Source organism: Streptomyces tatrensis, from assembly GCF_049310065.1.
In the GTDB taxonomy this organism is placed as follows: domain Bacteria; phylum Actinomycetota; class Actinomycetes; order Streptomycetales; family Streptomycetaceae; genus Streptomyces.
Map to the genome: position 1 here is coordinate 1,641,437 of NZ_JBMDLB010000011.1, position 21,533 is coordinate 1,662,969.

22 protein-coding genes and 1 pseudogene are annotated in these 21,533 nt (G+C 73.0%); 12 read left to right on the top strand and 11 right to left on the bottom strand.

Annotation, left to right across the window (positions count from 1 at the left end; genetic code table 11):
* Window position 1: 1 nt before the first annotated feature.
* The 7 genes from ACODT5_RS23055 to ACODT5_RS23085 all read right to left on the bottom strand — a co-directional run bounded on the left by ACODT5_RS23055 (window position 2) and on the right by ACODT5_RS23085 (window position 6,604).
* Window positions 2-1,690 carry an alpha/beta hydrolase gene (locus ACODT5_RS23055; RefSeq protein WP_422521200.1) on the bottom strand — a complete coding sequence of 563 codons (1,689 nt, stop codon included), beginning with the start codon at window positions 1,688-1,690 and terminating at the stop codon, window positions 2-4.
* A 235-nt stretch (window positions 1,691-1,925) separates the two neighbouring features.
* Complete coding sequence (locus ACODT5_RS23060) at window positions 1,926-2,726, bottom strand: urease accessory protein UreD (RefSeq protein ID WP_422525006.1); 801 nt, start codon at window positions 2,724-2,726, stop codon at window positions 1,926-1,928.
* Between the two features lie 11 nt (window positions 2,727-2,737).
* On the bottom strand, window positions 2,738-3,442 hold the full coding sequence (gene ureG, locus ACODT5_RS23065) for an urease accessory protein UreG (RefSeq protein ID WP_422521201.1): 705 nt from the start codon (window positions 3,440-3,442) through the stop codon (window positions 2,738-2,740).
* Window positions 3,443-3,543: 101 nt separating this feature from the next.
* Window positions 3,544-4,218, bottom strand: coding sequence for an urease accessory protein UreF (locus tag ACODT5_RS23070; RefSeq protein WP_422521202.1), 675 nt, complete (start codon window positions 4,216-4,218; stop codon window positions 3,544-3,546).
* A 43-nt stretch (window positions 4,219-4,261) separates the two neighbouring features.
* Window positions 4,262-5,983 (bottom strand): urease subunit alpha, encoded by a 1,722-nt coding sequence (locus ACODT5_RS23075; protein WP_422521203.1) that lies wholly within the window; start codon window positions 5,981-5,983, stop codon window positions 4,262-4,264.
* A complete protein-coding gene (locus ACODT5_RS23080) occupies window positions 5,976-6,287 on the bottom strand; it encodes an urease subunit beta (protein ID WP_422521204.1) in 312 nt (103 codons plus the stop codon). Before ACODT5_RS23080 ends, ACODT5_RS23075 begins: the two co-directional genes overlap by 8 nt.
* A complete protein-coding gene (locus ACODT5_RS23085) occupies window positions 6,284-6,604 on the bottom strand; it encodes an urease subunit gamma (RefSeq protein ID WP_385371993.1) in 321 nt (106 codons plus the stop codon). Before ACODT5_RS23085 ends, ACODT5_RS23080 begins: the two co-directional genes overlap by 4 nt.
* A gap of 304 nt (window positions 6,605-6,908) precedes the next feature.
* Between ACODT5_RS23085 and ACODT5_RS23090 the strand changes: the two genes are divergently transcribed.
* A complete protein-coding gene (locus ACODT5_RS23090; protein ID WP_422521205.1) occupies window positions 6,909-7,298 on the top strand; it encodes a VOC family protein in 390 nt (129 codons plus the stop codon).
* A gap of 20 nt (window positions 7,299-7,318) precedes the next feature.
* On the opposite strand, the gene ACODT5_RS23095 is transcribed toward ACODT5_RS23090, so the two are convergent.
* Window positions 7,319-7,771 (bottom strand): ATP-binding protein, encoded by a 453-nt coding sequence (locus ACODT5_RS23095; protein ID WP_422521206.1) that lies wholly within the window; start codon window positions 7,769-7,771, stop codon window positions 7,319-7,321.
* A gap of 197 nt (window positions 7,772-7,968) precedes the next feature.
* On the opposite strand from ACODT5_RS23095, the gene ACODT5_RS23100 reads away from it, so the two are divergent.
* Together ACODT5_RS23100 and ACODT5_RS23105 are read left to right on the top strand one after the other, a co-directional pair.
* Window positions 7,969-8,856, top strand: coding sequence for a helix-turn-helix domain-containing protein (locus tag ACODT5_RS23100; RefSeq protein ID WP_422521207.1), 888 nt, complete (start codon window positions 7,969-7,971; stop codon window positions 8,854-8,856).
* 12 nt (window positions 8,857-8,868) lie between these two features.
* The gene (locus tag ACODT5_RS23105) at window positions 8,869-9,090 is read left to right on the top strand and encodes a DUF397 domain-containing protein (protein WP_422521208.1); all 222 of its coding nucleotides are present in this window, start codon (window positions 8,869-8,871) and stop codon (window positions 9,088-9,090) included.
* Window positions 9,091-9,172: 82 nt separating this feature from the next.
* Here ACODT5_RS23105 and ACODT5_RS23110 read toward each other — a convergent pair whose 3' ends face one another.
* Window positions 9,173-10,348, bottom strand: a complete 1,176-nt coding sequence (locus ACODT5_RS23110; RefSeq protein ID WP_422521209.1) for an 8-amino-7-oxononanoate synthase — start codon at window positions 10,346-10,348, stop codon at window positions 9,173-9,175.
* A 157-nt stretch (window positions 10,349-10,505) separates the two neighbouring features.
* Between ACODT5_RS23110 and bioB the strand changes: the two genes are divergently transcribed.
* The 4 genes from bioB (at window position 10,506) to ACODT5_RS23130 (ending at window position 14,836) form a co-directional block, all read left to right on the top strand.
* Window positions 10,506-11,807 (top strand): biotin synthase BioB, encoded by a 1,302-nt coding sequence (gene bioB, locus ACODT5_RS23115; protein WP_422521210.1) that lies wholly within the window; start codon window positions 10,506-10,508, stop codon window positions 11,805-11,807.
* On the top strand, window positions 11,800-13,131 hold the full coding sequence (locus ACODT5_RS23120) for an adenosylmethionine--8-amino-7-oxononanoate transaminase (RefSeq protein ID WP_422521211.1): 1,332 nt from the start codon (window positions 11,800-11,802) through the stop codon (window positions 13,129-13,131). The genes bioB and ACODT5_RS23120 overlap by 8 nt, the downstream gene beginning before the upstream one ends.
* Before the next feature lies 1 nt (window position 13,132).
* Window positions 13,133-13,834 (top strand): dethiobiotin synthase, encoded by a 702-nt coding sequence (gene bioD, locus ACODT5_RS23125; RefSeq protein ID WP_422521212.1) that lies wholly within the window; start codon window positions 13,133-13,135, stop codon window positions 13,832-13,834.
* A 135-nt stretch (window positions 13,835-13,969) separates the two neighbouring features.
* A complete protein-coding gene (locus tag ACODT5_RS23130) occupies window positions 13,970-14,836 on the top strand; it encodes a DMT family transporter (RefSeq protein ID WP_422521213.1) in 867 nt (288 codons plus the stop codon).
* A 91-nt stretch (window positions 14,837-14,927) separates the two neighbouring features.
* Here ACODT5_RS23130 and ACODT5_RS23135 read toward each other — a convergent pair whose 3' ends face one another.
* On the bottom strand, window positions 14,928-15,560 hold the full coding sequence (locus ACODT5_RS23135; RefSeq protein WP_422521214.1) for a hypothetical protein: 633 nt from the start codon (window positions 15,558-15,560) through the stop codon (window positions 14,928-14,930).
* Complete coding sequence (locus tag ACODT5_RS23140) at window positions 15,557-15,988, bottom strand: GNAT family N-acetyltransferase (RefSeq protein WP_422521215.1); 432 nt, start codon at window positions 15,986-15,988, stop codon at window positions 15,557-15,559. The genes ACODT5_RS23135 and ACODT5_RS23140 overlap by 4 nt, the downstream gene beginning before the upstream one ends.
* Before the next feature lie 373 nt (window positions 15,989-16,361).
* Here ACODT5_RS23140 and ACODT5_RS23145 point away from each other — a divergent pair, with 373 nt between their 5' ends.
* The 5 genes and pseudogenes from ACODT5_RS23145 to ACODT5_RS23165 form a co-directional block, all read left to right on the top strand.
* A complete protein-coding gene (locus ACODT5_RS23145; protein ID WP_422521216.1) occupies window positions 16,362-17,702 on the top strand; it encodes a hemolysin family protein in 1,341 nt (446 codons plus the stop codon).
* Window positions 17,699-18,718 carry a hemolysin family protein gene (locus tag ACODT5_RS23150; RefSeq protein WP_422521217.1) on the top strand — a complete coding sequence of 340 codons (1,020 nt, stop codon included), beginning with the start codon at window positions 17,699-17,701 and terminating at the stop codon, window positions 18,716-18,718. Before ACODT5_RS23145 ends, ACODT5_RS23150 begins: the two co-directional genes overlap by 4 nt.
* Before the next feature lie 73 nt (window positions 18,719-18,791).
* The gene (locus tag ACODT5_RS23155) at window positions 18,792-19,583 is read left to right on the top strand and encodes an SGNH/GDSL hydrolase family protein (protein ID WP_422521218.1); all 792 of its coding nucleotides are present in this window, start codon (window positions 18,792-18,794) and stop codon (window positions 19,581-19,583) included.
* A 120-nt stretch (window positions 19,584-19,703) separates the two neighbouring features.
* A complete protein-coding gene (gene purB / locus ACODT5_RS23160; RefSeq protein ID WP_422521219.1) occupies window positions 19,704-21,137 on the top strand; it encodes an adenylosuccinate lyase in 1,434 nt (477 codons plus the stop codon).
* Window positions 21,134-21,526 (top strand): annotated as a pseudogene (locus tag ACODT5_RS23165) (mismatch-specific DNA-glycosylase); the annotation flags it as partial. The gene purB and the pseudogene ACODT5_RS23165, both read left to right, overlap by 4 nt.
* Window positions 21,527-21,533 lie beyond the last annotated feature (7 nt).

Below are 21,533 nucleotides of genomic sequence, written 5' to 3' on the forward strand. Positions count from 1 at the left end.
GCTAGCGGACGGCCGGGAGTTCGTCGATCGCGCGCTGGTCGGCGGCCGGGGCCGGGGCGAGCAGCTTGGCGGCGACGGGGGCCGGGGCCACCGGGGTGGCGTGCGGGTCGCACGTCACGTTCCGGTCGTCCACCTTGCCGGTGAGCAGGTAGGTGTCCACCCGGGTGTTGATGCAGGGGTTCACCAGGTTGGTGACACCGTGCGAGCCGGCGCCCTTCTCGGTGATCAGCCGCGAGCCGGCGAGCCGCTGGTTCAGCGAGACCCCGCCCTTGTACGGCGTGGCCGCGTCCCGTTCGGCCTGGACGATCAGCACGGGCGGCAGCCCGCGGTGCGCGCCGACGCCGACCTCGATCGCGTGGTGCTGCTTGGACTTCCAGGTGGCGCAGGGCAGGTTCATCCACGCGTTGGCCCAGGTCATGAAGGGGTACTGGGCGTGCAGCTTGGTGTTGTCCCGGTCCCACTTGGACCAGCTGGTGGGCCACTTGGCGTCGGCGCACTCGACGGCGGTGTAGACCGCGTTGCCGTTCTCCGCCGAGGCGTTGCCCTGGATGTCGCTCATGTCGGGGGCGATGGCGTCGATCAGCGCCTGCTCGTCACCGGCGGCGTACGCGGCCCAGGTCTGGGCGACGGGCACCCAGGAGGAGTCGTAGTACGGGGCGCTCTGGAAGAAGCCGATGAGCTCGGCCGGGCCGACGATCCCGCCGAGCGGATTCGCCTTGGCCTTGGCGCGCAGCTCCAGCCACTTGGCCTCGACCTCGGCGCGGGTGGTGCCGAGGTGGAAGGAGGCGTCGTTCTTGGCGACCCAGTCCTCCCAGTCGTTCCAGCGCATCTGGAAGGCGACGTCCTGGCCGAGGTTGGCCTCGTACCAGATGTTGTCGCGGGACGGGTCGACCACGCTGTCCGCGATCATGCGGCGCACGTGCGTCGGGAACAGGGTCGCGTAGACCCCGGCGATGTAGGTGCCGTAGGAGACGCCGAGGAAGTTCAGCTTCTTCTCGCCGAGGGCGGCACGGATGACGTCCAGGTCGCGCGCCACGTTCGGCGTGGTCATGAACGGCAGCATCTCGCCGCTGCGCTCCTTGCAGCCGTCCGCGTACTCCTCGGCGAGCCCCCGCTGGGCGTCCTTGTCGGCCTTGCTGTCCGGCACCGGGTCGGCCTTGGGGGCCTTGACGTACTCCTGCGGGTCGATGCAGGAGATCGGCGCGGAGTGGCCGACGCCGCGCGGGTCGAAGCCCACAAAGTCGTACGCCTTGGCGGTGTTGACCCACAGCGGGCTCTTGGTGGTGATGCGGCGGGGGAAGCGCATGCCCGAGCCGCCGGGGCCGCCGGGGTTGTAGACGAGCGCGCCCTGGCGCTCTTCCTTGGTGCCGGTGCTGACGGCGCGGTCGACGGCGAGCTCGATCGTCTTGCCGAAGGGCTTGCTGTAGTCGAGCGGGACCTTCACGAAGCCGCACTGGATGGGCGCCGCGAAGCCCCAGTCGGGCGGACAGTCCTTCCAGTCGATCCCGGCGCGGGCCGCGCGGGCGGCCGCGATCTGGGTGCCGAACGCCTCGGCGATCGGGTTGTCGCGGCCGGAGGGGCCGGACGAGAACGTCGAGGTGGCCGAAGCCGACGGTGCGAGCAGCAGGCTCGCCGCCAGTGTGCCGGTGACCAGAGTGGCGGCGCTCCCCAGCACCGCGTTGCGTATCACGTGATTGTTCCCCCTGCGTCATCTGCCGCCTTGGGCGGCGTAGTTCGTGCCGGAGTGGACGTGCGTCGGCATGTGCAGGGGATACTTCCGCCTGATCGGGAGCGGGCGACAGAGCACGGGGCGGTTCTTTGCCAACCCGATATCCGGAAATGGGTGTACCGCTGAGCGGTGCCCGGTTCGTCCCAGGTCCCAGGTCCCGGGTCCCGTGGCCGCCGGCCGCGGCGGCCGCCCGGGCTCACCAACCGTAGGCGGCGCAGGCGGAGTCGAGCAGTTCGCGGAGCCGCAGTGCGTCCGGGGCCAGGGCCGTGACCAGGACGGCCGGACCCGCCAGCGGGGTGAGCGCCGCGAACTCCCCCAGCATCCCGGCCTGCGGCGGGGCCTTGGCGAACTCCGGGTCCACGACCAGCAGCTGCCCCAGCGCCCGGTGACCCGCGAGCCCCGCCGGGCCGTCCCAGCCGCCGGGCGCGCCGGGTCCGCAGGCCAGCTCCTGGTCCAGCAGCGGGCGCCCGCCCCGGTTCACGGTGAGCCGGGCGCGCAGCAGGCCCGGAGCCTCCCCGGTGCGGCCGAGCACCTGCTCCTCGCGCAGCAGGAGCCGGGCGGTGGGGGCGAGTTCGGCTCGGGTTCGGACCCGCAGGTCGCTGCCGCGCACCGAGACGAGGGGCTCCGGCAGCCAGCGCACCGCCGCCCCGCCCCCGAGCCGGAGCCGTACGTCGTACCGCGCGGGTTCCCCGTGCCGGCCGGGCAGGGCCAGGGTGGCCGCCGCCGAGCGGAGCACCAGCCGGGCGCCCGCTCCGGCGGTGGCCTCGATCGTCAGGTGGTCGCCGCCCAGGGGGGCGCTCATGGCGCCGACCAGCATGACGCCCGCCTCGCCGGGTCCGCCCCGGGTGCGGCGCAGCGCGAGCGGCCCCTCTCCGGCCAGCAGCGGCAGGGCGGTGGAGCCCCGCCCGTCGGCGGCGGCGCCGATCCGGGCGGTGGCGCGCAGTCCGGCCGGAGGGCGGGCGGGCACACCCGTCGCCGTGGGGAGGGCTTCGGGGATCGCCGTAGGGCTCACCGGGCGGTCCAGGCGGCGATCCGCTCGCGCACCCAGGCGGCCACCGGGGCCACGCCCTCCTCGCCGCGCAGGGACTGGAAGGCGACGGGCAGTTCGCCGCGCTGTGCGGCGGCGTCGCGGGCCATCCGGCCCAGGTCCGAGCCGACGTGGGGGGCGAGGTCGGTCTTGTTGACGACGAGCAGGTCGGCGGTGGTGACGCCGGGGCCGCCCTTGCGCGGGATGTCGTCGCCGCCGGCCACGTCGATGACGAAGATCTGGGCGTCGACGAGGCCCCGGGAGAAGGTGGCGGTCAGGTTGTCGCCGCCGGACTCGACGAGGATCAGGTCGAGCCGTCCGTGCCCGTGGAAGGCCTCCTCCAGCTCCTCCACGGCTTCCAGGTTGGCGGAGATGTCGTCGCGGATGGCGGTGTGGGGGCAGGCGCCGGTCTCCACCGCGCTGATCCGCTCGGGCGGCAGGACGGCTTCGCGGAGCAGGAACTCGGCGTCCTCGCGGGTGTAGATGTCGTTGGTGACCACGGCCATGGACAGCTCCGCGCGCAGGGCCCGGCAGAGGGCGGCGACGGTGGCGGTCTTCCCGGAGCCGACGGGCCCGCCGAGGCCGATGCGCAGGGCCCGGCGGGTCCCGTCCCCCCGCAGCGGCTCGGCGCTGTGGGTGTGGCGGTGCGGGAAGGTCACACCGCCGAGGGAGGGGTCGAGGTGCATGGGGGTCTCCTTGAGCTGAGGCAGGGGGTGCGGGGTGTGCGGCGCGGGGCGGGGCGGGGCCTGCGGCGCACGGTGCGGGGTGGATCAGGAAGCCGGGTGAATCAGGAGGCGAACAGGCGTACCGGCCAGTCGGCATGGGCCTGCGCCGCGATGTCCAGCAGCGGCGAGGAGGCCGCGGGCAGGGTGTGCGTACCGTCGGTGCGGGCCCGCAGCGCGGCCCGCTCCGCGCGCCGGGACACGGAGTCCAGCTCGGGGGCGAGCCCGGCCAGGACCCGGCTCGCCTCGAAGGGGTCCAGGCCGAGCAGCCGCACGGTGGCGGTGGCCGGCCCGCTCACGCTCTCGTACGCCGCCACGTGCGCGGCGTCCAGCGGCCCGAGCCCCGCCGACCGGGCGGTGACGCCGAGGACCACGGGCTGGTGCGCCCCGCGCGGGAACGCGGCGGCCAGCGCGTCCAGTTCCGCGCCGGGCCAGGTGGCGCGGGCGGCCCGCATCAGCTGGCGCCCGAGCCGCCGGGCGGCGGCGCGCAGCGCGGGCGACGGGGTCCGGGCGTCGGCGGCTTCGTCGAGGGCCGCCGGGTCGATGCCGAGGGCGGCCGCCGCGGCGAGCCCGGCAGCGACGAGCCCGGCGGTGTGCAGCCGGCCCCGGCAGAACTCCGCCAGGGTGTCGGCGTCGTGGATCCGGCCCGCCTTGCAGGCTGCCTCGGCCCCGCCGGAGTGGGCGTGCCCTCCGGCGGGGAAGCGGCCGTCGGCCAGGACGAGCAGGGTGGCGAGGCTCATCGGACGAGGCCCCTTCCCCTCGGGATCTCCTTCGGGATTCCCATCAGAAGAGGAAGTAGCGCTGGGCCATGGGGAGTTCCGCCGCCGGGGCCGGTTCCACCACCTCGCCGTCGATGGTGACGGTGAAGGTGTCGGCGTCGACTTCCACCCTCGGCATGGCGTCGTTGTTGCGCATGTCCGCCTTGGTCACCTTGCGGGTGCTCTCGATGGCGACGAACTCCTTTGTGAGTCGGAGCCGTTCGGGCAGTGCGTCGTCGAGGGCCGCCTGGGCGGTGAAGTTGACGGAGTTGAGCCCGGGGGCCCGTCCGTAGGCCCCGAACATGGGGCGCGGCAGGACCGGCTGCGGGGTGGGGATGGAGGCGTTGGCGTCGCCCATCTGCGCGTAGGCGATCTGGCCCCCCTTGATGACCAGTTCGGGCTTGACCCCGAAGAAGGCGGGTTTCCACAGCACCAGGTCGGCGAGTTTGCCGGTCTCGACGGAGCCGATGTCGCGGGCCAGGCCCTGGGCGACGGCGGGGTTGATCGTGTACTTGGCGACGTAGCGCCGGGCCCGGTGGTTGTCGGCGGGTCCGTCGCCGGGCAGGGAGCCGCGCCGCTTCTTCATCACGTGGGCGGTCTGCCAGGTCCGCAGGATCACCTCGCCGACGCGGCCCATGGCCTGGGAGTCGGAGGAGATGATCGAGATGGCTCCGAGGTCGTGCAGGACGTCCTCGGCGGCGATGGTGGAGGGCCGGATCCGGGACTCGGCGAAGGCCAGGTCCTCGGGGACGGCGGGGTTGAGGTGGTGGCAGACCATCAGCATGTCGAGGTGTTCCTCGACGGTGTTGACGGTGTGCGGCCGGGTCGGGTTGGTGGAGCTGGGCAGGATGTTCGGCTCGGAGACCACGGTGATGATGTCGGGTGCGTGCCCGCCGCCCGCGCCTTCGGTGTGGTATGAGTGGATGGTCCGTCCGCCGATGGCGGCGAGGGTGTCGGCGACGAACCCGGCCTCGTTGAGGGTGTCGGTGTGGATGGCGGCCTGGGCGCCGGTCTCCTCGCAGACGGTGAGGCAGGCGTCGATGACGGCCGGGGTGGATCCCCAGTCCTCGTGGAGCTTGAAGCCGAGCGCTCCGCCGCGCAGTTGGGAGTACATGCCCTCGCGGGACATGGTGTTCCCCTTGCCGAGGAGGCCGATGTTGACGGGGTAGGCCTCCAGTGCGGCGAACATCCGGGCCAGGTGCCAGGGTCCGGGGGTGACGGTGGTGGCCTTGGTGCCCTCCGCGGGGCCGGTGCCACCGCCGACCAGGGTGGTGATGCCGGAGGCGAGGGCCTCCTCGATCACGGTCGGGGAGATGAAGTGGACGTGGGCGTCGACGGCGCCCGCGGTGAGGATCTTCCCGTTGCCCGCGATGATCTCGGTCTCGGGGCCGATCACCAGCGCACGGTCGACGCCGTCCATGGTGTCGGGGTTGCCGGCCTTGCCGATGCCGCAGATCCGGCCGTCGCGGATGCCGACGTCGGCCTTGACGATGCCCCAGTGGTCGAGGATCACCACCCCGGTGATGACGGTGTCGGCGGCCCCCTCCGCGCGGGTGGTGCGGGCCTGGCCCATGGATTCGCGGATGACCTTGCCGCCGCCGAAGACGGCCTCGTCACCGGCCCGGCCGGGGCCGCCGCCGAGGTCCTGCTCGATCTCGACGAAGAGGTCGGTGTCGGCGAGGCGGATGCGGTCGCCCGTGGTGGGCCCGAAGAGGTCGGCGTAGACCTGGCGCGATATCTCAGCCATCGAGCGGCCCTCCTGTCTCCCCGCGCAGTCCCGGCACGGTCCGCAGTCCGGCCAGCGGTACGAGGCTCACGGCGACCGGGATGCCCGGCTCGAAGCGGACCGCGGTGCCGGCGGCGATGTCGAGGCGCAGCCCGCGGGCGGCGCGGCGGTCGAAGTCGAGGCCGGGGTTGGCCTCGGCGAAGTGGTAGTGCGAGCCGACCTGGACGGGCCGGTCGGCGGCGTTGAGCACGGTGATCCGGGTGACGGGCCGGCCTTCGTTGAGGCGCACCGGGCCGTCCCCGTAGGCGATTTCACCGGGGATCATGCGGATACCCGCCTGTCGACGATGGGGTCGTGGACGGTGACGAGCTTGGTGCCGTCCGGGAAGGTCGCCTCGACCTGGACGTCGTGGATCATCTCGGGTATCCCCTCCATGACCTCCTCGCGGGAGAGCACGGTCCGCCCGGAGGCCATGAGCTCGGCCACCGTCCGGCCGTCGCGGGCTCCTTCGAGGATGTGTGCGGTGATCAGGGCTATCGCCTCGGGATGGTTGAGGAGCACGCCCCGCGCCCTGCGTCTCTCGGCCACGTCGGCGGCCACGTGGATGAGCAGTCTCTCCTGCTCGTGGGGGGTCAGCTGCACAGCAATCACCAAGCTTCCGGGACATGATCAACATCGCGACGAGCCGGCCCTATGGGCCGTCAACACTCTGTTGACCTGCGCATATCCGAGCCAAGCGTGTCTTGCCCCACACAGGGCAAGGCTTTCCGTCCCGCCCACCGCCGCTTTACCGGCCCATGGGTGACCATTGGCGGAAGGAACGTGGCCGTTACGCTAAGGGCCGCGCTTTTCCACTGAGTTAACCCACGTTTCGGGCAGGTACCTGGTTCAACTCCGGGCATCGCACAGCCCGGTTCCGTATACGGAACCAGCCACGAGGAGCTGCATGTTCGCGAACCCCGTCCACCACATCACCTTCCACGCGCAGGAGCCGTACGCGCTGGCGCAGTTCTGGTCCGAGGTGACCGGCTGGCCCATTCACCCGGACGACCTGGCGGACGACCCCGAGATCTCGCTGGTCCCGGGGCAGCCGGGAGTGACCGGACTGCTGTTCATCCAGGTGCCGGAGGGCAACTCCGGCAAGAACCGGGTCCACTTGGACATCCAGCCGACCACCGGCACCCGCGACGAGAACGTGGAGCGGCTGCTCGGGGTCGGCGCGAAACTGGTGTCCGACCAGCGCCGGCAGGACGGCACCGGCTGGGTCGTGCTGGCGGACCCGGAGGGCAACGAGCTGTGCATAGAGCGCAGTGCCGCGGAGCGCGCCGGGTCCTGACGCCGTGGCTCCCCGGCCCGTCAGCAGCCGGTGGCGGTCCTCGCCGTGGCGCCGGCCGACACCCAGGGCAGGGCGATCCACACGGTCTTGCCGCCGTCCTCGGTCGGGCTGACCGAGAGCCGCCCGCCCGCCTCCGCGGCGAGCCAGCGGATGATGACCATCCCCCGGCCGTTGTCCTGCTGGACGGCGGCCGGGAGCCGCTTGGGCCAGCGCGGGTGGCTGTCGGTGACCCCGATGCGCAGCCATTCCTCGCGCTCCAGGCGGATGTCCACGGTGAAGGTCGGTGACTGGCCGAAGGTGTGCTGCACGGAGTTGGTGGCCAGTTCCGAGACGATGAGCCGGATGCTGTCGGCGGCGTCGGTCCCCTCGGACAGTCCCCACTCGCCCAGCACGTCCGCGACGTAGCGGCGGGCGGCCGCGACCGAGGCGGGATCGCTCGGCAGAGTGACGGATGCTTCCTGATGATCTGCCATGGCGACGGTCCCTTTCCCACCGGGGCGAAGCCGTCCCGGATCTGTGCTGGACGCCAGAGTGCCACCCATCGTCCCGTCGTTTCCGCCGATCCCTCAAGATATGCATATATCTGTCGCTCAATGCGGTGAACTCTGCTACGGAAGAGCGTATTTGGACGGCAGACTGGTGCGAGCTGTGCCGGTGGAAGGAGGCGGGTGTGCAGCATGGTCCCGCGGTGCGCCGACGCAAGCTCGGCGAGGAACTGCGTGCCCTTCGTGACCGGACCGGACTCACCAGCGGTGAGGCGGCCCGGCTGGCGGGTTGGCACCAGTCGAAGATCAGTCGTATCGAGACGGGGCGCAGCGGCGTCAAGGTGGAGGACATCCGGCTGCTGCTGGACGTGTACGGGGAAGACGTCGTGAGCGCGCAGCAGCGCGCCCTGCTGGAGGCGCTCTCGGCCTCGGCGGCGGGCCCCGCCCCGGACGCCGACACCGGGCGCGGCCGCCAGTGGTGGCACGACTACCGGGGGCTGCTGCCGCAGGAGTACCGGGACTTCATCAGCCTGGAGGCGGGTGCCCGGTCGGCCCGCACCGTCGAGCTGTCCGTGGTGCCGGGGCTGCTGCAGACCCCGGAGTACGCGCGGGCCGTGACCCGGGCCGCGCTGGGCGGGCTGCCGGAGCCGAAGGTGGACGCGCTGGTCGACGTACGGCTGACACGTCAGTCGGTACTGCGGGCCGATCCGCCGCTGGAGCTGAGCGCGGTGCTGGACGAGGCGGTGCTGCGGCGCACGATCGGCGGGGCGGGGGTGATGGAGGAACAGTTGAGGCACCTGGTGGAGGTGGCGCGTTTGCCCCAAGTGCGGCTTCAGGTACTGCCGTTCAGCGTGGGGGGACATCTCGGCCTCACCGGACCGTTCGTCATCTTCTCATTTCCGAACATCGCCGATCTGGATGTGGTGGTACTCGACCATTTGACGAGTAGCCTCTATCTGGAGCGGAAGGAAGACCTTGAGGCGTACAGCGCCGCGTTCCGCACCATCCAGGCGCACGCCCTCCCGCCCCGCGATTCGTCGGATCTCATCAGCGCCCTCGCTGACGACGCGTAAGGAGGCACCTCCGTGTCCGCAACCCCCTTATCCACAGGCGGACTTCTGAACAGCGCGCGGTGGCGGCGAAGCAGCCGCAGCACCGGAATGAACAACTGCGTGGAAACGGCCGCCCTCGGCGGCGGTCTGCTCGCCGTCCGCGACTCCAAGCGGACGGACGGCCCGGCCGTGCTCTTCACCGGGCCGGCCTGGGACGGCTTCCTCGTCTCCGTTCGTGCGGATCTGGAGACGTAGGCACGGTGCGGGCCGGGCCACAAGCCGGGCCTGCCGGGCACGGCAGGGCGTGGCCATGCGGGAGCACCCGTAACGGCTCCGTCTAGAGGTCCGTGGCTCCGGCCGGAGCGGTCCCCAGGATCGTCTCCACCGCACGGCCGATCTCCACCCCCGTGAGATCCGCCCGCGCGGTCAGTCGCAGCCGGGAGATGCCGTCCGGCACCGACGGCGGCCGGAAGCAGCCCACGGACAGACCTGCCTCGCGGCAGTCGGCGGCCCAGCGCAGTGCCGCCGAAGCCGACGGGGCCCGTACCGACACCACGGCCGCGTCCGGCCGGGCCGCGGTCAGGCCGGACGCGGTGAGCCGCCCGTACAGTTCGGCGGCCACCTCGCGGGCACGGTCCGCGCGCTCCGGTTCCCGCTCCAGCAGGCGCAGGGCGGCCAGCGCGGCGCCCGTCGCGGCCGGGGCCAGCCCGGTGTCGAAGATGAAGGTCCGCGCCGTGTTGACCAGGTGCCGGATCACCTTGGCCGGGCCGAGCACCGCCCCGCCCTGGCTGCCCAGGGACTTCGAGAGCGTCAGCGTCGCGACCACCCCGGGAGCCCCCGCGAGCCCGGCGGCGTGCAGCGCCCCGCGGCCGCCCTCGCCCAGCACCCCGAGGCCGTGCGCGTCGTCCACGAGCAGGGCCGCACCCTCGGCCCGGCAGGCCTCGGCGTGGGCCGCGAGCGGGGCGGCGTCCCCGTCGACCGAGAACACCGAGTCGGTGACCAGCAGCGCCCGCCCCCGGTGGGCGGCAAGGGTCTTGCGGGCGGCCTCCGGATCGGAGTGCGGGACGACGGCGGTCTCGGCGCGCGACAGCCGGCAGCCGTCCACGATCGAGGCGTGGTTGCCCGCGTCGGAGACCACCAGGGTGCCCCGGTCGCTGAGCGCGGTGACGGCGGCCAGGTTGGCCGCGTATCCGGAGGAGAGCACCAGCGCCGCCTCGAACCCGCAGAAGGCGGCGAGCTCCCGCTCCAGCTCGGCGTGCAGTTCGGTGGTGCCGGTGACCAGCCGCGATCCGGTGGCCCCCGCGCCCCAGCGCTCGGCCGCCTCGCGCGCGCCCCGTACGGTCTCCGGGTGCCGGGACAGCCCGAGGTAGTCGTTGCTCGCGAGGTCGAGGAGCGGGGAGGACGCCGGGCGCGGACGCAGCGTCCGGACGAGTCCGGCCTGCTCCCTGGCCCGCTCCGCTTCGTCGATCCAGGAGAAGACGTCCACGGGGGCGGGGGTGTGCTGGTGCGGCATCGACGGTCCTCGAGTTTTTGTCGGCAGTCCACAGACCTGCCCGACCCTAACCGCACGTGACCCCTGCGTCAGGTGTGGCGATACACACACTCTCTTCCGGCCATGTTGTTCGATCTCTCCTTGGCCGGGAGTGCCCGGGTGGGACAGGATCGACAGCATGGACCTGCTGAACACCCTCGTGGACAAGGGGCTGCGGCGTGAGCTGCCGACCCGCGAAGAGGCACTCGCCGTGCTGGCGACCTCTGACGACGAACTGCTCGACGTGGTGGCCGCGGCCGGCAAGGTGCGCCGACAGTGGTTCGGACGCCGGGTCAAGCTGAACTACCTGGTCAACCTGAAGTCGGGGCTCTGCCCCGAGGACTGCTCGTACTGTTCCCAGCGGCTGGGATCGAAGGCCGAGATCCTCAAGTACACGTGGCTGAAGCCCGACGAGGCCTCCCAGGCCGCGGCCGCGGGCGTCGCCGGCGGGGCCAAGCGGGTCTGTCTGGTGGCGAGCGGGCGCGGTCCGACGGACCGCGACGTGGAGCGTGTCGGCAAGACGATCGCGGCCATCAAGGAGCAGAACGAGGGCGTCGAGGTGTGCGCCTGCCTCGGTCTGCTGTCGGACGGCCAGGCCGAGCGCCTGAAGGACGCGGGGGCGGATGCCTACAACCACAACCTGAACACCTCCGAGGCCACCTACGGCCAGATCACCAAGACCCACACCTACGCGGACCGGGTCGACACGGTACAGAAGGCGCACGCCGCCGGCCTGTCGGCCTGCTCGGGCCTGATCGCGGGCATGGGCGAGAGCGACGAGGACCTCGTCGACGTCGTCTACGCGCTGCGCGAGCTCGACAGCGACTCGGTCCCGGTCAACTTCCTGATCCCCTTCGAGGGCACCCCGCTCGCCAAGGAGTGGAACCTCACCCCGCAGCGCGCCCTGCGCATCCTCGCGATGGTCCGCTTCGTCTGCCCCGACGTCGAGGTCCGCATCGCGGGCGGCCGCGAGGTGCACCTGCGCACCCTGCAGCCGCTGGCGCTGCACATCGCGAACTCGATCTTCCTGGGCGACTACCTCACCAGTGAGGGCCAGGCCGGACAGGCCGACCTCGACATGATCGCGGACGCCGGTTTCGAGGTGGAGGGCGCCGGTACGACGACCCTTCCCGCACACCGCTCCGACGTCGCGGCGGCGGCCGGCGGGGGCTGTGGTTCGAAGGCCTCCGGTGCCTCGGCCTCCGGCGCCTCGCTCTGCGGCTCCTCCGCCGGCACGGACGGGCCCGGCTGCGGTTCGGCGTGCGGCGGCTGCTCGGGACACGCCGGGCACGAGGCCCCCGTAGCGGCCTCCGTGGCGGCCTCCGTCGCCGCTCCGGCCGAGGGACCCGTACCGGCTCAGGCGGAAGCGGGCGAGGTCCGGCCCGGTCTGGTGGCGGTGCGCCGCCGCGGTGCGGGAACGGACCTCGCGCCCAATGCCTGACCAGCACCACGCGCAGCACTCGCCCGACGCGCTGCCGGCCCGCGAACTGCTCGCGCTGGACCGGCAGCACGTCTGGCACCCGTACGGCCCCATGCCCGGACGCCAGGAGCCGCTCGTCATCGCCTCCGCCTCGGGGGTCCGGCTGCGGCTGGCCGAGCCCTCGCAGGGGCACGACGAGCTGGTCGACGGCATGTCCTCCTGGTGGTCGGCCATCCACGGGTACAACCACCCGGCGCTGAACGAGGCCGTGACCGGCCAGCTCGGCCGGATGTCGCACGTGATGTTCGGCGGGCTCACCCACGAGCCCGCCGTCCGGCTGGCCGCCAAGCTCGTCGAGCTCACCCCGGCCGGCCTGGAGCACGTCTTCCTCGCCGACTCGGGCTCGGTCTCGGTCGAGGTCGCGGTGAAGATGTGCCTCCAGTACTGGCGTTCGGTGGGGCGCCCCGGGAAGAGCCGCCTGCTCACCTGGCGCGGCGGCTACCACGGGGACACCTGGCAGCCGATGGCCGTCTGCGATCCCGAGGGCGGCATGCACGAGCTGTGGTCGGGCATCCTCCCGCGCCAGCTCTTCGCGGAGGCCCCGCCGAGCGGCTTCTCCGCTCCCGTGGACGAGTCCTACGTCGCCCACCTGCGCTCCCTGTTCGCCGCGCACCGGGACGAACTGGCGGCCGTGATCGTGGAGCCGGTGGTCCAGGGCGCGGGCGGCATGCAGTTCCACAACCCGGGCTACGTCCGGGTGCTGCGGGAGCTGTGCGACGAGTTCGACGTGCTGCTGATCCTGGACGAGATCGCCACGGGCTTCGGCCGCACGGGCGCACTGTTCGCGGCCGACCACGCCGGGATCACCCCGGACGTGATGTGCCTGGGCAAGGCGCTGACCGGCGGTTACCTCACCCTGGCCGCGACGCTCTGCACGGAGCGGGTCGCGGACGGGATCTCGCAGGGCGAGGTGCCGGTCCTGGCCCACGGGCCGACCTTCATGGGCAACCCGCTGGCCACCGCGGTGGCCCTGGCCTCCATCGACCTGCTGCTCGGCCAGGACTGGCAGGGCGAGGTCAAGCGCATCGAGGCGGGCCTGCTGGAGGGCCTGGCCCCGGCCGCGGACCTGCCGGGCGTACGGGAGGTACGGGTCCTGGGCGCGATCGGCGTCATCCAGCTCGACCACCCCGTCGACATGGCCCGCGCCACGGCGGCGGCGGTCCGGGAGGGCGTCTGGCTGCGCCCGTTCCGGGACCTGATCTACACGATGCCGCCGTTCGTCACGGGCGACGCCGACGTGGCCCGCATCTGCCGGGCCGTGGTCGCGGCCGCGAAGGAGGCCTGACATGGCGGTGCTGATGGTCTCGGGGACGGGCACCGAGATCGGCAAGACGGTCGTCACCTCGGCCGTCGCGGCTGCCGCCCTCGCGGCGGGCCTCTCGGTGGCCGTGCTGAAACCGGCCCAGACGGGCGTCGGCCCGGACGAGCCCGGAGACGCGGCGGAGGTCGGCCGGCTGGCGGGCTCCGCCGTCACCACGAGGGAGCTGGCCCGCTACCCGGAGCCGTTGGCCCCGGACACGGCGGCCCGGCGCGCGGGTCTCCCGACGGTGTCCCCGGAGCGGATCGCGGAGGCGGCCCGCGAGCTCGCCCTCTCCCACGACCTGGTCCTGGTCGAGGGCGCGGGCGGCCTCCTGGTCCGCTTCGACGAGGCCGGCCACACCCTGGCGGACGCGGCCCGCCTGCTCGGCGCTCCGGTGCTGATCGTGGCTCCGGCGGGCCTCGGCACGCTCAACTCCACCGCCCTGACGGCCGAAGCCCTGCGGTCCCGCGGCCTCACCTCCCCGGGCGTGGTGATCGGCAGCTGGCCGGCCGAACCGGACCTGGCGTCCCGCTGCAACCTGGCCGACCTGCCCTCGGTCTCCGCACTCCCCCTCCTGGGCGCGGTCCCAGCCGGCGCGGGCACCCTCCCGCCGGCCGCGTTCCGCACCTCGGCGCCGGCCTGGCTCGGCGCCCCCCTCCACGGCACCTGGTCGGCGCCCGCGGGCTGACCCCCGGGCGGCGGGGCTCCGTACGGCGCCCCGCCGCCCCGTCCCGTGGGGCCGGACGGGGGAACGACCGGTGCCGCGCGGTCACCCGGCGGTGTCGTGGTGGGCAGGCGCGGCGGGGCGGATGAGGATCGGGGGGTGGGCTTCCTCGTGCCGGTCCTCTTCGCGCTGTTCGCGGCGCTCAGCAACGCGCTCGCGACCGTGCTCCAGCGGCGGGCGGCGCTCATCGTGCCGCAGAGCGAGGGCTTCCGCTTCGGGCTGGTGCTCGACCTGCTGCGGCAACCGCTGTGGATCGGCGGGATCCTGGCCGTGATCGCAGCCGGCGCCGGGCAGGCGGTGGCGCTGGCCACGGGCCCGCTGGCCCTCGTACAGCCCCTGTTCGTCCTGGAGCTGCCGCTCGCCCTCCTGATCGCCTCGCTGGTGACGCGGACCCGGATGCCGGGGCCGTTGTGGCTCGCCGTGGGCGCGGTGGTGGCCGGACTCGGGATCGTGCTGGTGGCCGCCTCGCCGACGGGCAACCGTACGGACGTCCCGGCCGACCGGTGGGTGATGGCCCTGGCGGCGTGCGCCGCGGCCGTGGCGGTGCTCGGCGTGGCCGGCCTGCGGCAGCGGCCCGGCCGGATGCGGGCCGGATGCCTCGGCGCGGCCACCGCCGTCTGCTACGCGCTGACCGCCGCGCTGATGAAGTCGGCCGTGCACGTACTCGACGAAGGCGGCATCGGCGCCTTCCTGCACACCTGGGAGACCTACGGCTTCGCCGCGACCGGCATCTGCGCCCTCCTGCTCCTCGAACACGCGATGCAGGGCGGCCCGCTCGTCGCCTCCCAGCCCGCGCTGACGCTCGGCGACGCGGGCGTCAGCGTCGCGCTGGGGGTGCTCCTGTACGAGGAACACCTGCGGACCCACTGGTGGCTGCTGCCCCAGCTGCTGGGCCTGTCCCTGATCTGCGCCGGAGTACTCGCCCTGGCCAGGCACAGCGCGGGGTCCGACGCCAACACGACATGAGAGGGCCCCTTCGACCCAGGGACAACCCCCTCAGCGGCGGCAGCGGCCTCCCGGGGCCAGTCACATCCACGGGGCCGGTCGCCCCGCCGGGTCAGTGGCCTCCGCGGGGCTCCAGGCAGCCGCCCTCGACGTACATGCCGTGGGCCTCCACGGTCACCGGCGGACCCAGTCGGCCCGTCACGCACGGGCCGCTCTCGGGGACCGACAGGACGAAGGAGACGTTCACCGACCCGGTTCCGTAGACACCCCCGCCGTCGAACCCGTACCCCAGCTCGGTCAGGACCGCGCGGACCTCCTCCGCCGTGCGCGGCGCGGCCTTCCCGCCGGAGCCGCCCGTCACCGCCGCCTTGATCCGTGCGGCGTGCGCGTCCCCCCGGCACCGGGCCCCGGGGGTGAGCGGCGCCTGCTGTTTGAAGGCGTGGTTCTCCGCGTACTTGCGTGCCTCGGGATCCGCGGGCAGTTCTCCCGCCGTGGCCCCGGGGCTCGCTCCGGCCTCCCCCACGTCCGCGCACCGCGCCGCGATCGCGGGGAACAGCTTGTCGTGGCGCGCGACCGCGGCCGCCGCCTGGGCCGCGTAGTCCACGGAGGGGGTCACGGTCGGCGCCGGAGGCTCCTCCGGGTCCCCGGCCCCCGCGGTCCTCGTGCCGCAGCCGGTCAGCGCGATCACTCCGGCGGCGAGGAGCAGGGCTGCGACACGGGTTCCGACGCCCGTGCGGGGTGTCACGCCGTCTCCACCAGCGGCTTGACCCAGCGCCGCCAGTGGTCCTCACGGTGGTAGCCGGCCGCGGCCCAGGCCCGCTGCGCGCGCTCGTTCGCTTCGAGGACCATCGCGTCACCGCGGCGGCCCCCGACGGCGACGAAGCGCCGTTCGGCCGCTTCCAGGAGCGCCGTGGCGATCCCCTGACGCCGGCGGGACGGGAGTACGGCGAGCCGGTACAGGGACGCCCGCCAGCCGTCCCAGCCGGCGATCACGGACCCGACCAGGACCCCGTCGCGCTCCGCGAGGATCAGCGCCTCGGGATCGCGGGTGACGAGCCGGGTCACTCCGTCCGCGTCGTCCGTGATCGACGTGCCCTCCGCCGCTTCCTTCCAGAAGGCGAGCACGGTCTCGGCATCGGCCGGCACCGCGGCCCGTATGTGCAGATCGGTCATGCCGGGGAGCCAAGCACGACCGGCCGGTGGCCCGCCACCGACTTCCGCCCACCGGGACGGACCGGGTGGGTGCACCCGCGCCCATCTCCCGGACGCCGGAGCGGGTTCGATGCGAAGATCGTTCACATACGGCCCGGCCGCACGACTCCGCCACACGGCTCCGCTCCACGGCCCGCCGTACGGCCCCACCCAAAAGAATGATCCGCCCACTTTGCCCTTCCTTTACCATGTAGGCAGCTGTTCCCCACCTCCCCCCGAACGAAAGGTGTGAGCGTCCGTCCATGGGCGAGCCTCCCAGTCCCCTCCCTTCCCGTCCGCGACAGCGCGCGACACCCCTCCTCCTGGCTGATCATGGGACGGAGGTGAAGGACCGATGACCGAAGTGCTCCTGCTCGTCGTGGCGCTGCTGCTCTGCCTTGCCTGCGGAGTCTTCGTCGCGGCCGAGTTCTCGCTGACCACCATCGAGCGCAGCGAACTGGAACGGGCCGTCGAGCGCGGTGAGCGCGGCGCCGACAGCGCCCTGGCCGCGGTCCGCAGCCTGACGTTCCAGCTCTCCGGCGCCCAGCTCGGCATCACCGTGACCGGCCTGGTCATCGGCATGATCTCCAAGCCCTCGATCGCCGCCCTCCTCAAGGGCCCCTTCGAGGCCATGGGCCTGTCCGCCGGAGCGGCGTCCACCACCGCCCTGATCCTCGGCACCGTGCTGTCGACCGTCGTCCTGATGGTCGTGGGCGAGCTCGTGCCCAAGAACTGGGCGATCTCCTCCCCGCTGGCCGTCGCCAAACGGGTCGCCACCTTCCAGCGGGTCTTCAGCCGTGCCTTCAGGCCCCTCATCAGCCATCTGAACACCACGGCGAACCACATGGTCCGCCGGTTCGGGATGGAGCCCGCGGAGGAGCTCGCCTCGGCGCGCACCCCGCAGGAGCTGGCGGCCCTGGCCCGGCACTCCGCGAGGGCGGGCGCCCTGGAGAAGGACACCGCCGAACTGTTCATGCGGACCTTGAACCTCGCCGACCTGACCGCCGAGAACGTCATGACCCCGCGGGTCCAGGTCACCGCCCTGGAGCTGCAGACCACCGCCGAGGACGTGGCGAACGCGACGCTGGCCACCGGGCTGTCGCGCTTCCCCGTCTACCGGGGCAATCTCGACAGCGTCGTCGGCACCGTCCACATCAAGGACGTACTGGCGCTGCCCGCCGAGGAGCGCCACAGCCACCCCGTGTCCTCGCTGCTGCGCGAGCCCCTCCTCGTACCGGAGTCGCTGACCGTGGACCGGCTCCTGGACCGGCTGTCCGGAAGGCAGACGATGGCCGTGATCATCGACGAGTACGGCGGTACGGCCGGTGTGGCCACGCTGGAGGACATCGTCGAGGAGGTCGTCGGCGAGGTCCGCGACGAGCACGACCCGCACGAGACCCCCGACCTGGCCCCGGCCGGGGAGGACGCCTCCGGGCGCGCCCTGTTCTCCGCGGACGGCTCCGCGCGCACCGACCAGCTCGAGCGGATCGGGCTGCGCGTGCCGGACGGCCCGTACGAGACGCTGGCCGGCCTGATAGCGACCGAGCTGGGACGCATCCCGCTGGTCGGCGACAGCCTGGAGCTCGACGGCTGGCGGCTGGACGTGGTGGACGCGAGCGGGCGGCGGGCCGCGCGGGTGCTGTTGCACGTGCCGGCCGGCCCGACCGCCGGTGATGGTGTGGAGGAGGCCCGATGACCGCCGTCCAGTTGCTGATCGGCCTGGCGACCCTGGTCGTCAACGCCTTCTTCGTCGGCGCGGAGTTCGCCATGATCTCCGTACGGCGCAGCCAGATCGAGCCGTACGCCGAGCAGGGTGACCGCAGGGCGCGCGCCGTGCTGTGGGGCCTGGAGCACGTGTCGGCGCTCATGGCGGCCGCCCAGCTGGGCATCACGCTGTGCACCCTGGTGCTGGGCGTGGTGGCCGAGCCGGCCATCGCCCACCTGCTGACCCCGGTGTTCGACTTCTTCGGGGTGCCGTCCGGGCTGACCCACGCGATCTCCTTCGTGGTGGCGCTGGCCCTGGCCACGTACCTGCACATGCTCTTCGGCGAGATGCTGCCGAAGAACGTGGCGCTGGCCGAGCCGGTACGGACCGCCCTGCTGCTGGGTCCGCCGCTGGTGACCCTGACCCGGGGGCTGAGGCCGGCGATCTTCGCGATCAACGCCTTCGCCAACGCCCTGCTGCGCCTGCTGCGGGTGGAGGTCAAGGACGAGGTCGCGGCGACCTTCTCGGACGACGAGCTGGCCCGGATCGTCAAGGACTCCACCGACGCGGGACTCATCGACGACCGCGCGAGCGAGCGGCTGCACGACGCCCTGGAACTGGGGCGGCGGCCGGTGACCGATGTGGTGCTGCCCGCGGACCGGGTGGTTCCGGCCCGCGAGGGCATCACACCGGCCGGACTGGAGCGGCTGTCGGCCGAGTCGGGGTACTCCCGGTTCCCGATGATCGACGCACAGGGCCGGATCCTGGGGTACCTGCACGTCAAGGACGCCCTGGACGCGGCCGAGCGGGACGAGCCCTTCCCCGTCGGCGCGCTGCGGCCGATCGCGCAGGTCCGCGCGGAGACCCCGCTGGACGACGTGCTGACCGCGATGCGGCGCAGCCGTACGCACCTGGCGGCGGTGCTCGGGCCGGACGGGGTCATGACGGGCCTGGTCACGATGGAGGACGTGCTGCGGGAGCTGTTCGGCAGGCCCGCTTCGGCGTAGCGCGGAGCGTTGCGCCCGCTCCCCCGGTCCCGCGTGCGGGGCCGGGGTACCGGGCGGTAGCATCGCTCCCGCCATGGAGATGAATGTGCGGTACACCAGTTTCGTCGCGGTCGGCGACTCCTTCACCGAAGGCATGTCGGACCTGCTCCCCGACGGCTCCTACCGGGGCTGGGCCGATCTGCTCGCCGACCGCCTCGCCGCCCGCGAGCCGGGCTTCCGCTACGCGAACCTCGCGGTCCGCGGCAAGCTGATCGGGCAGATCGCCGGGGAGCAGGCGCCCGCGGCCGCCGGGATGGGCGCCGATGTGGTGACCCTGGTCGGCGGGCTGAACGACACCCTGCGCCCCAAGGTGGACATGGGCCGGGTGCGCGGGCACCTGGAGGAGGCCGTCGGCCTGCTGGCACCCTCCTGCGGGACGCTGGTCCTGATGCGCTCGCCGGGCCGCAGCGGCCCCGTGATGGAACGCTTCCGCCCGCGCATGGAGGAGCTCTTCGTCATCATCGAGGAGCTCGCCGCGCGGCACGGCGCCCTCGTGGTCGACCTGTACGGGTCCTCCGTGCTCGGCGATCAGCGGATGTGGGACGTGGACCGGCTGCACCTGACGGCCGAAGGCCACCGCAGGGTCGCGGAGGCGGTCTGGCAGGCTCTGGGCCTGCCGCCCGAGGCGGACTGGAGCGCCGCACTGCCGCCCACCGCCCCTCCCGGCTGGGCCGCGCGCCGCTCGCAGGACCTCAGCTTCGCCCGGCAGCACCTGCTGCCCTGGGTCGGCCGCCGTCTGACGGGCCGCTCCAGCGGGGACGGCCGGCCCGCCAAGCGCCCGGAACTCCGGCCGTACGAAGCTCCGCCGGCCGACCGGCTCGTCTAGCCCGCGGGGCCTGCGCCCGCCCCTCGTCCACCCCTGTTCCCTCTCGTAGCAAGGCACAATCCCGGCCGGGTCCCCTACCTGCGTAAACGCACAGCCGAGGCCCAAGTAGAATCCATCCACGTGACTGCCAAGCCCCGCATCCCCAATGTCCTGGCCGGCCGCTACGCCTCCGCGGAGCTCGCCGTCCTGTGGTCCCCCGAGTACAAGGTGACGCTGGAGCGGCGACTGTGGCTCGCCGTGCTCCGCGCCCAGAAGGATCTCGGCATCGAGGTCCCCGACGAGGCCCTCGCCGACTACGAGCGCGTCCTGGAGACCGTCGACCTCGCCTCCATCGCCGAGCGCGAGAAGATCACCCGGCACGACGTGAAGGCCCGCATCGAGGAGTTCAACGCCCTCGCCGGCCACGAGCACGTCCACAAGGGCATGACCTCCCGCGACCTCACCGAGAACGTCGAGCAGCTCCAGATCCGGCTCTCGCTGGAACTGGCCCGGGACCGCACGGTCGCCGTCCTCGCCCGCCTGGGCAAGCTGGCCGGCGAGCACGCCGAGCTGGTCATGGCCGGCCGCTCCCACAACGTCGCCGCTCAGGCGACCACCCTGGGCAAGCGCTTCGCCACCGCCGCCGACGAGCTGCTGGTCGCGTACGGCCGCCTGGACGACCTGCTGACCCGCTACCCCCTGCGCGGCATCAAGGGCCCGGTCGGCACTTCGCAGGACATGCTCGACCTGCTGGGCGGCGACGCCGCGAAGCTGGCCGACCTGGAGCAGCGCATCGCGGCCCACCTCGGCTTCGGCCAGGCCTTCACCTCGGTCGGCCAGGTCTACCCGCGCTCCCTCGACTACGACGTGGTCACCGCCCTGGTCCAGCTGGCCGCGGCGCCCTCCTCCATCGCCAAGACGATCCGCCTGATGGCCGGTCACGAGCTGGTGACCGAGGGCTTCAAGCCCGGCCAGGTCGGCTCCTCCGCGATGCCGCACAAGATGAACACCCGTTCCTGCGAGCGCGTGAACGGCCTGATGGTCATCCTGCGCGGTTACGCGTCGATGACCGGCGAGCTGGCCGGCGACCAGTGGAACGAGGGCGACGTCTCCTGCTCCGTGGTCCGCCGGGTCGCGCTGCCCGACGCGTTCTTCGCTCTCGACGGCCTGATGGAGACCTTCCTGACGGTCCTGGACGAGTTCGGCGCCTTCCCCGCCGTCGTGGCCCGCGAGCTGGACCGCTACCTCCCCTTCCTCGCCACCACCAAGGTCCTGATGGGCGCCGTGCGGGCCGGGGTGGGCCGCGAGTCCGCCCACGAGGTCATCAAGGAGCACGCGGTGGCCTCCGCCCTCGCCATGCGCGAGCAGGGTGCCGAGCGCAACGAGCTGCTGGACAAGCTGGCCGCCGACGAGCGGATGCCGCTGGACCGGGCCCAGCTGGACGCCCTGATGGCCGACAAGCTGTCCTTCACCGGCGCGGCGGGCGATCAGGTCGCCGTGGTGGTCTCGCGCATCGAGGAGATCACCAAGGAGCACCCCGAGGCCGCGGCCTACACCCCGGGGTCGATCCTCTGACCCCCGAAGAGCTCGGCTCCGCCCGTGACCGCGTCCTCCCGGACGTGGTCACGGGCGGTCTTCGTGTGCTGTTCTGCGGCATCAACCCGGGCCTCCTCTCCGCCGCGACGGGCCACCACTTCGCCCGCCCCGGCAACCGCTTCTGGCCGGTCCTCCACCTCTCGGGCTTCACCCCGCGCCTCCTGTCCCCCGACGAGCAGGACGAGTTGCCGACGTACCGCCTCGGCATCACGAACGTCGTGGCCCGGGCCACGGCCCGCGCCGACGAGCTGAGCGCCGAGGAGTTCCGCGAGGGCGGCCGCATCCTGACGGCCAAGGTGGAACTCCTGCGTCCCCAGTGGCTGGCCGTGGTCGGCGTCACCGCCTACCGCACCGCCTTCGCAAGCCGTAGCAACC

Coding starts and splice junctions, on each gene's coding strand:
- ACODT5_RS23075 (WP_422521203.1), bottom strand. CDS start 5,983: ATGGCTGAGATATCGCGCCAGGTCTACGCCGACCTCTTCGGGCCCACC.
- ureG (WP_422521201.1), bottom strand. CDS start 3,442: ATGCACCTCGACCCCTCCCTCGGCGGTGTGACCTTCCCGCACCGCCAC.
- ACODT5_RS23090 (WP_422521205.1), top strand. CDS start 6,909: ATGTTCGCGAACCCCGTCCACCACATCACCTTCCACGCGCAGGAGCCG.
- bioD (WP_422521212.1), top strand. CDS start 13,133: ATGGCGGTGCTGATGGTCTCGGGGACGGGCACCGAGATCGGCAAGACG.
- ACODT5_RS23110 (WP_422521209.1), bottom strand. CDS start 10,348: ATGCCGCACCAGCACACCCCCGCCCCCGTGGACGTCTTCTCCTGGATC.
- ACODT5_RS23140 (WP_422521215.1), bottom strand. CDS start 15,988: ATGACCGATCTGCACATACGGGCCGCGGTGCCGGCCGATGCCGAGACC.
- ACODT5_RS23155 (WP_422521218.1), top strand. CDS start 18,792: ATGGAGATGAATGTGCGGTACACCAGTTTCGTCGCGGTCGGCGACTCC.
- ACODT5_RS23145 (WP_422521216.1), top strand. CDS start 16,362: ATGACCGAAGTGCTCCTGCTCGTCGTGGCGCTGCTGCTCTGCCTTGCC.
- ACODT5_RS23070 (WP_422521202.1), bottom strand. CDS start 4,218: ATGAGCCTCGCCACCCTGCTCGTCCTGGCCGACGGCCGCTTCCCCGCC.
- ACODT5_RS23120 (WP_422521211.1), top strand. CDS start 11,800: ATGCCTGACCAGCACCACGCGCAGCACTCGCCCGACGCGCTGCCGGCC.
- bioB (WP_422521210.1), top strand. CDS start 10,506: ATGGACCTGCTGAACACCCTCGTGGACAAGGGGCTGCGGCGTGAGCTG.
- ACODT5_RS23150 (WP_422521217.1), top strand. CDS start 17,699: ATGACCGCCGTCCAGTTGCTGATCGGCCTGGCGACCCTGGTCGTCAAC.
- ACODT5_RS23080 (WP_422521204.1), bottom strand. CDS start 6,287: ATGATCCCCGGTGAAATCGCCTACGGGGACGGCCCGGTGCGCCTCAAC.
- ACODT5_RS23095 (WP_422521206.1), bottom strand. CDS start 7,771: ATGGCAGATCATCAGGAAGCATCCGTCACTCTGCCGAGCGATCCCGCC.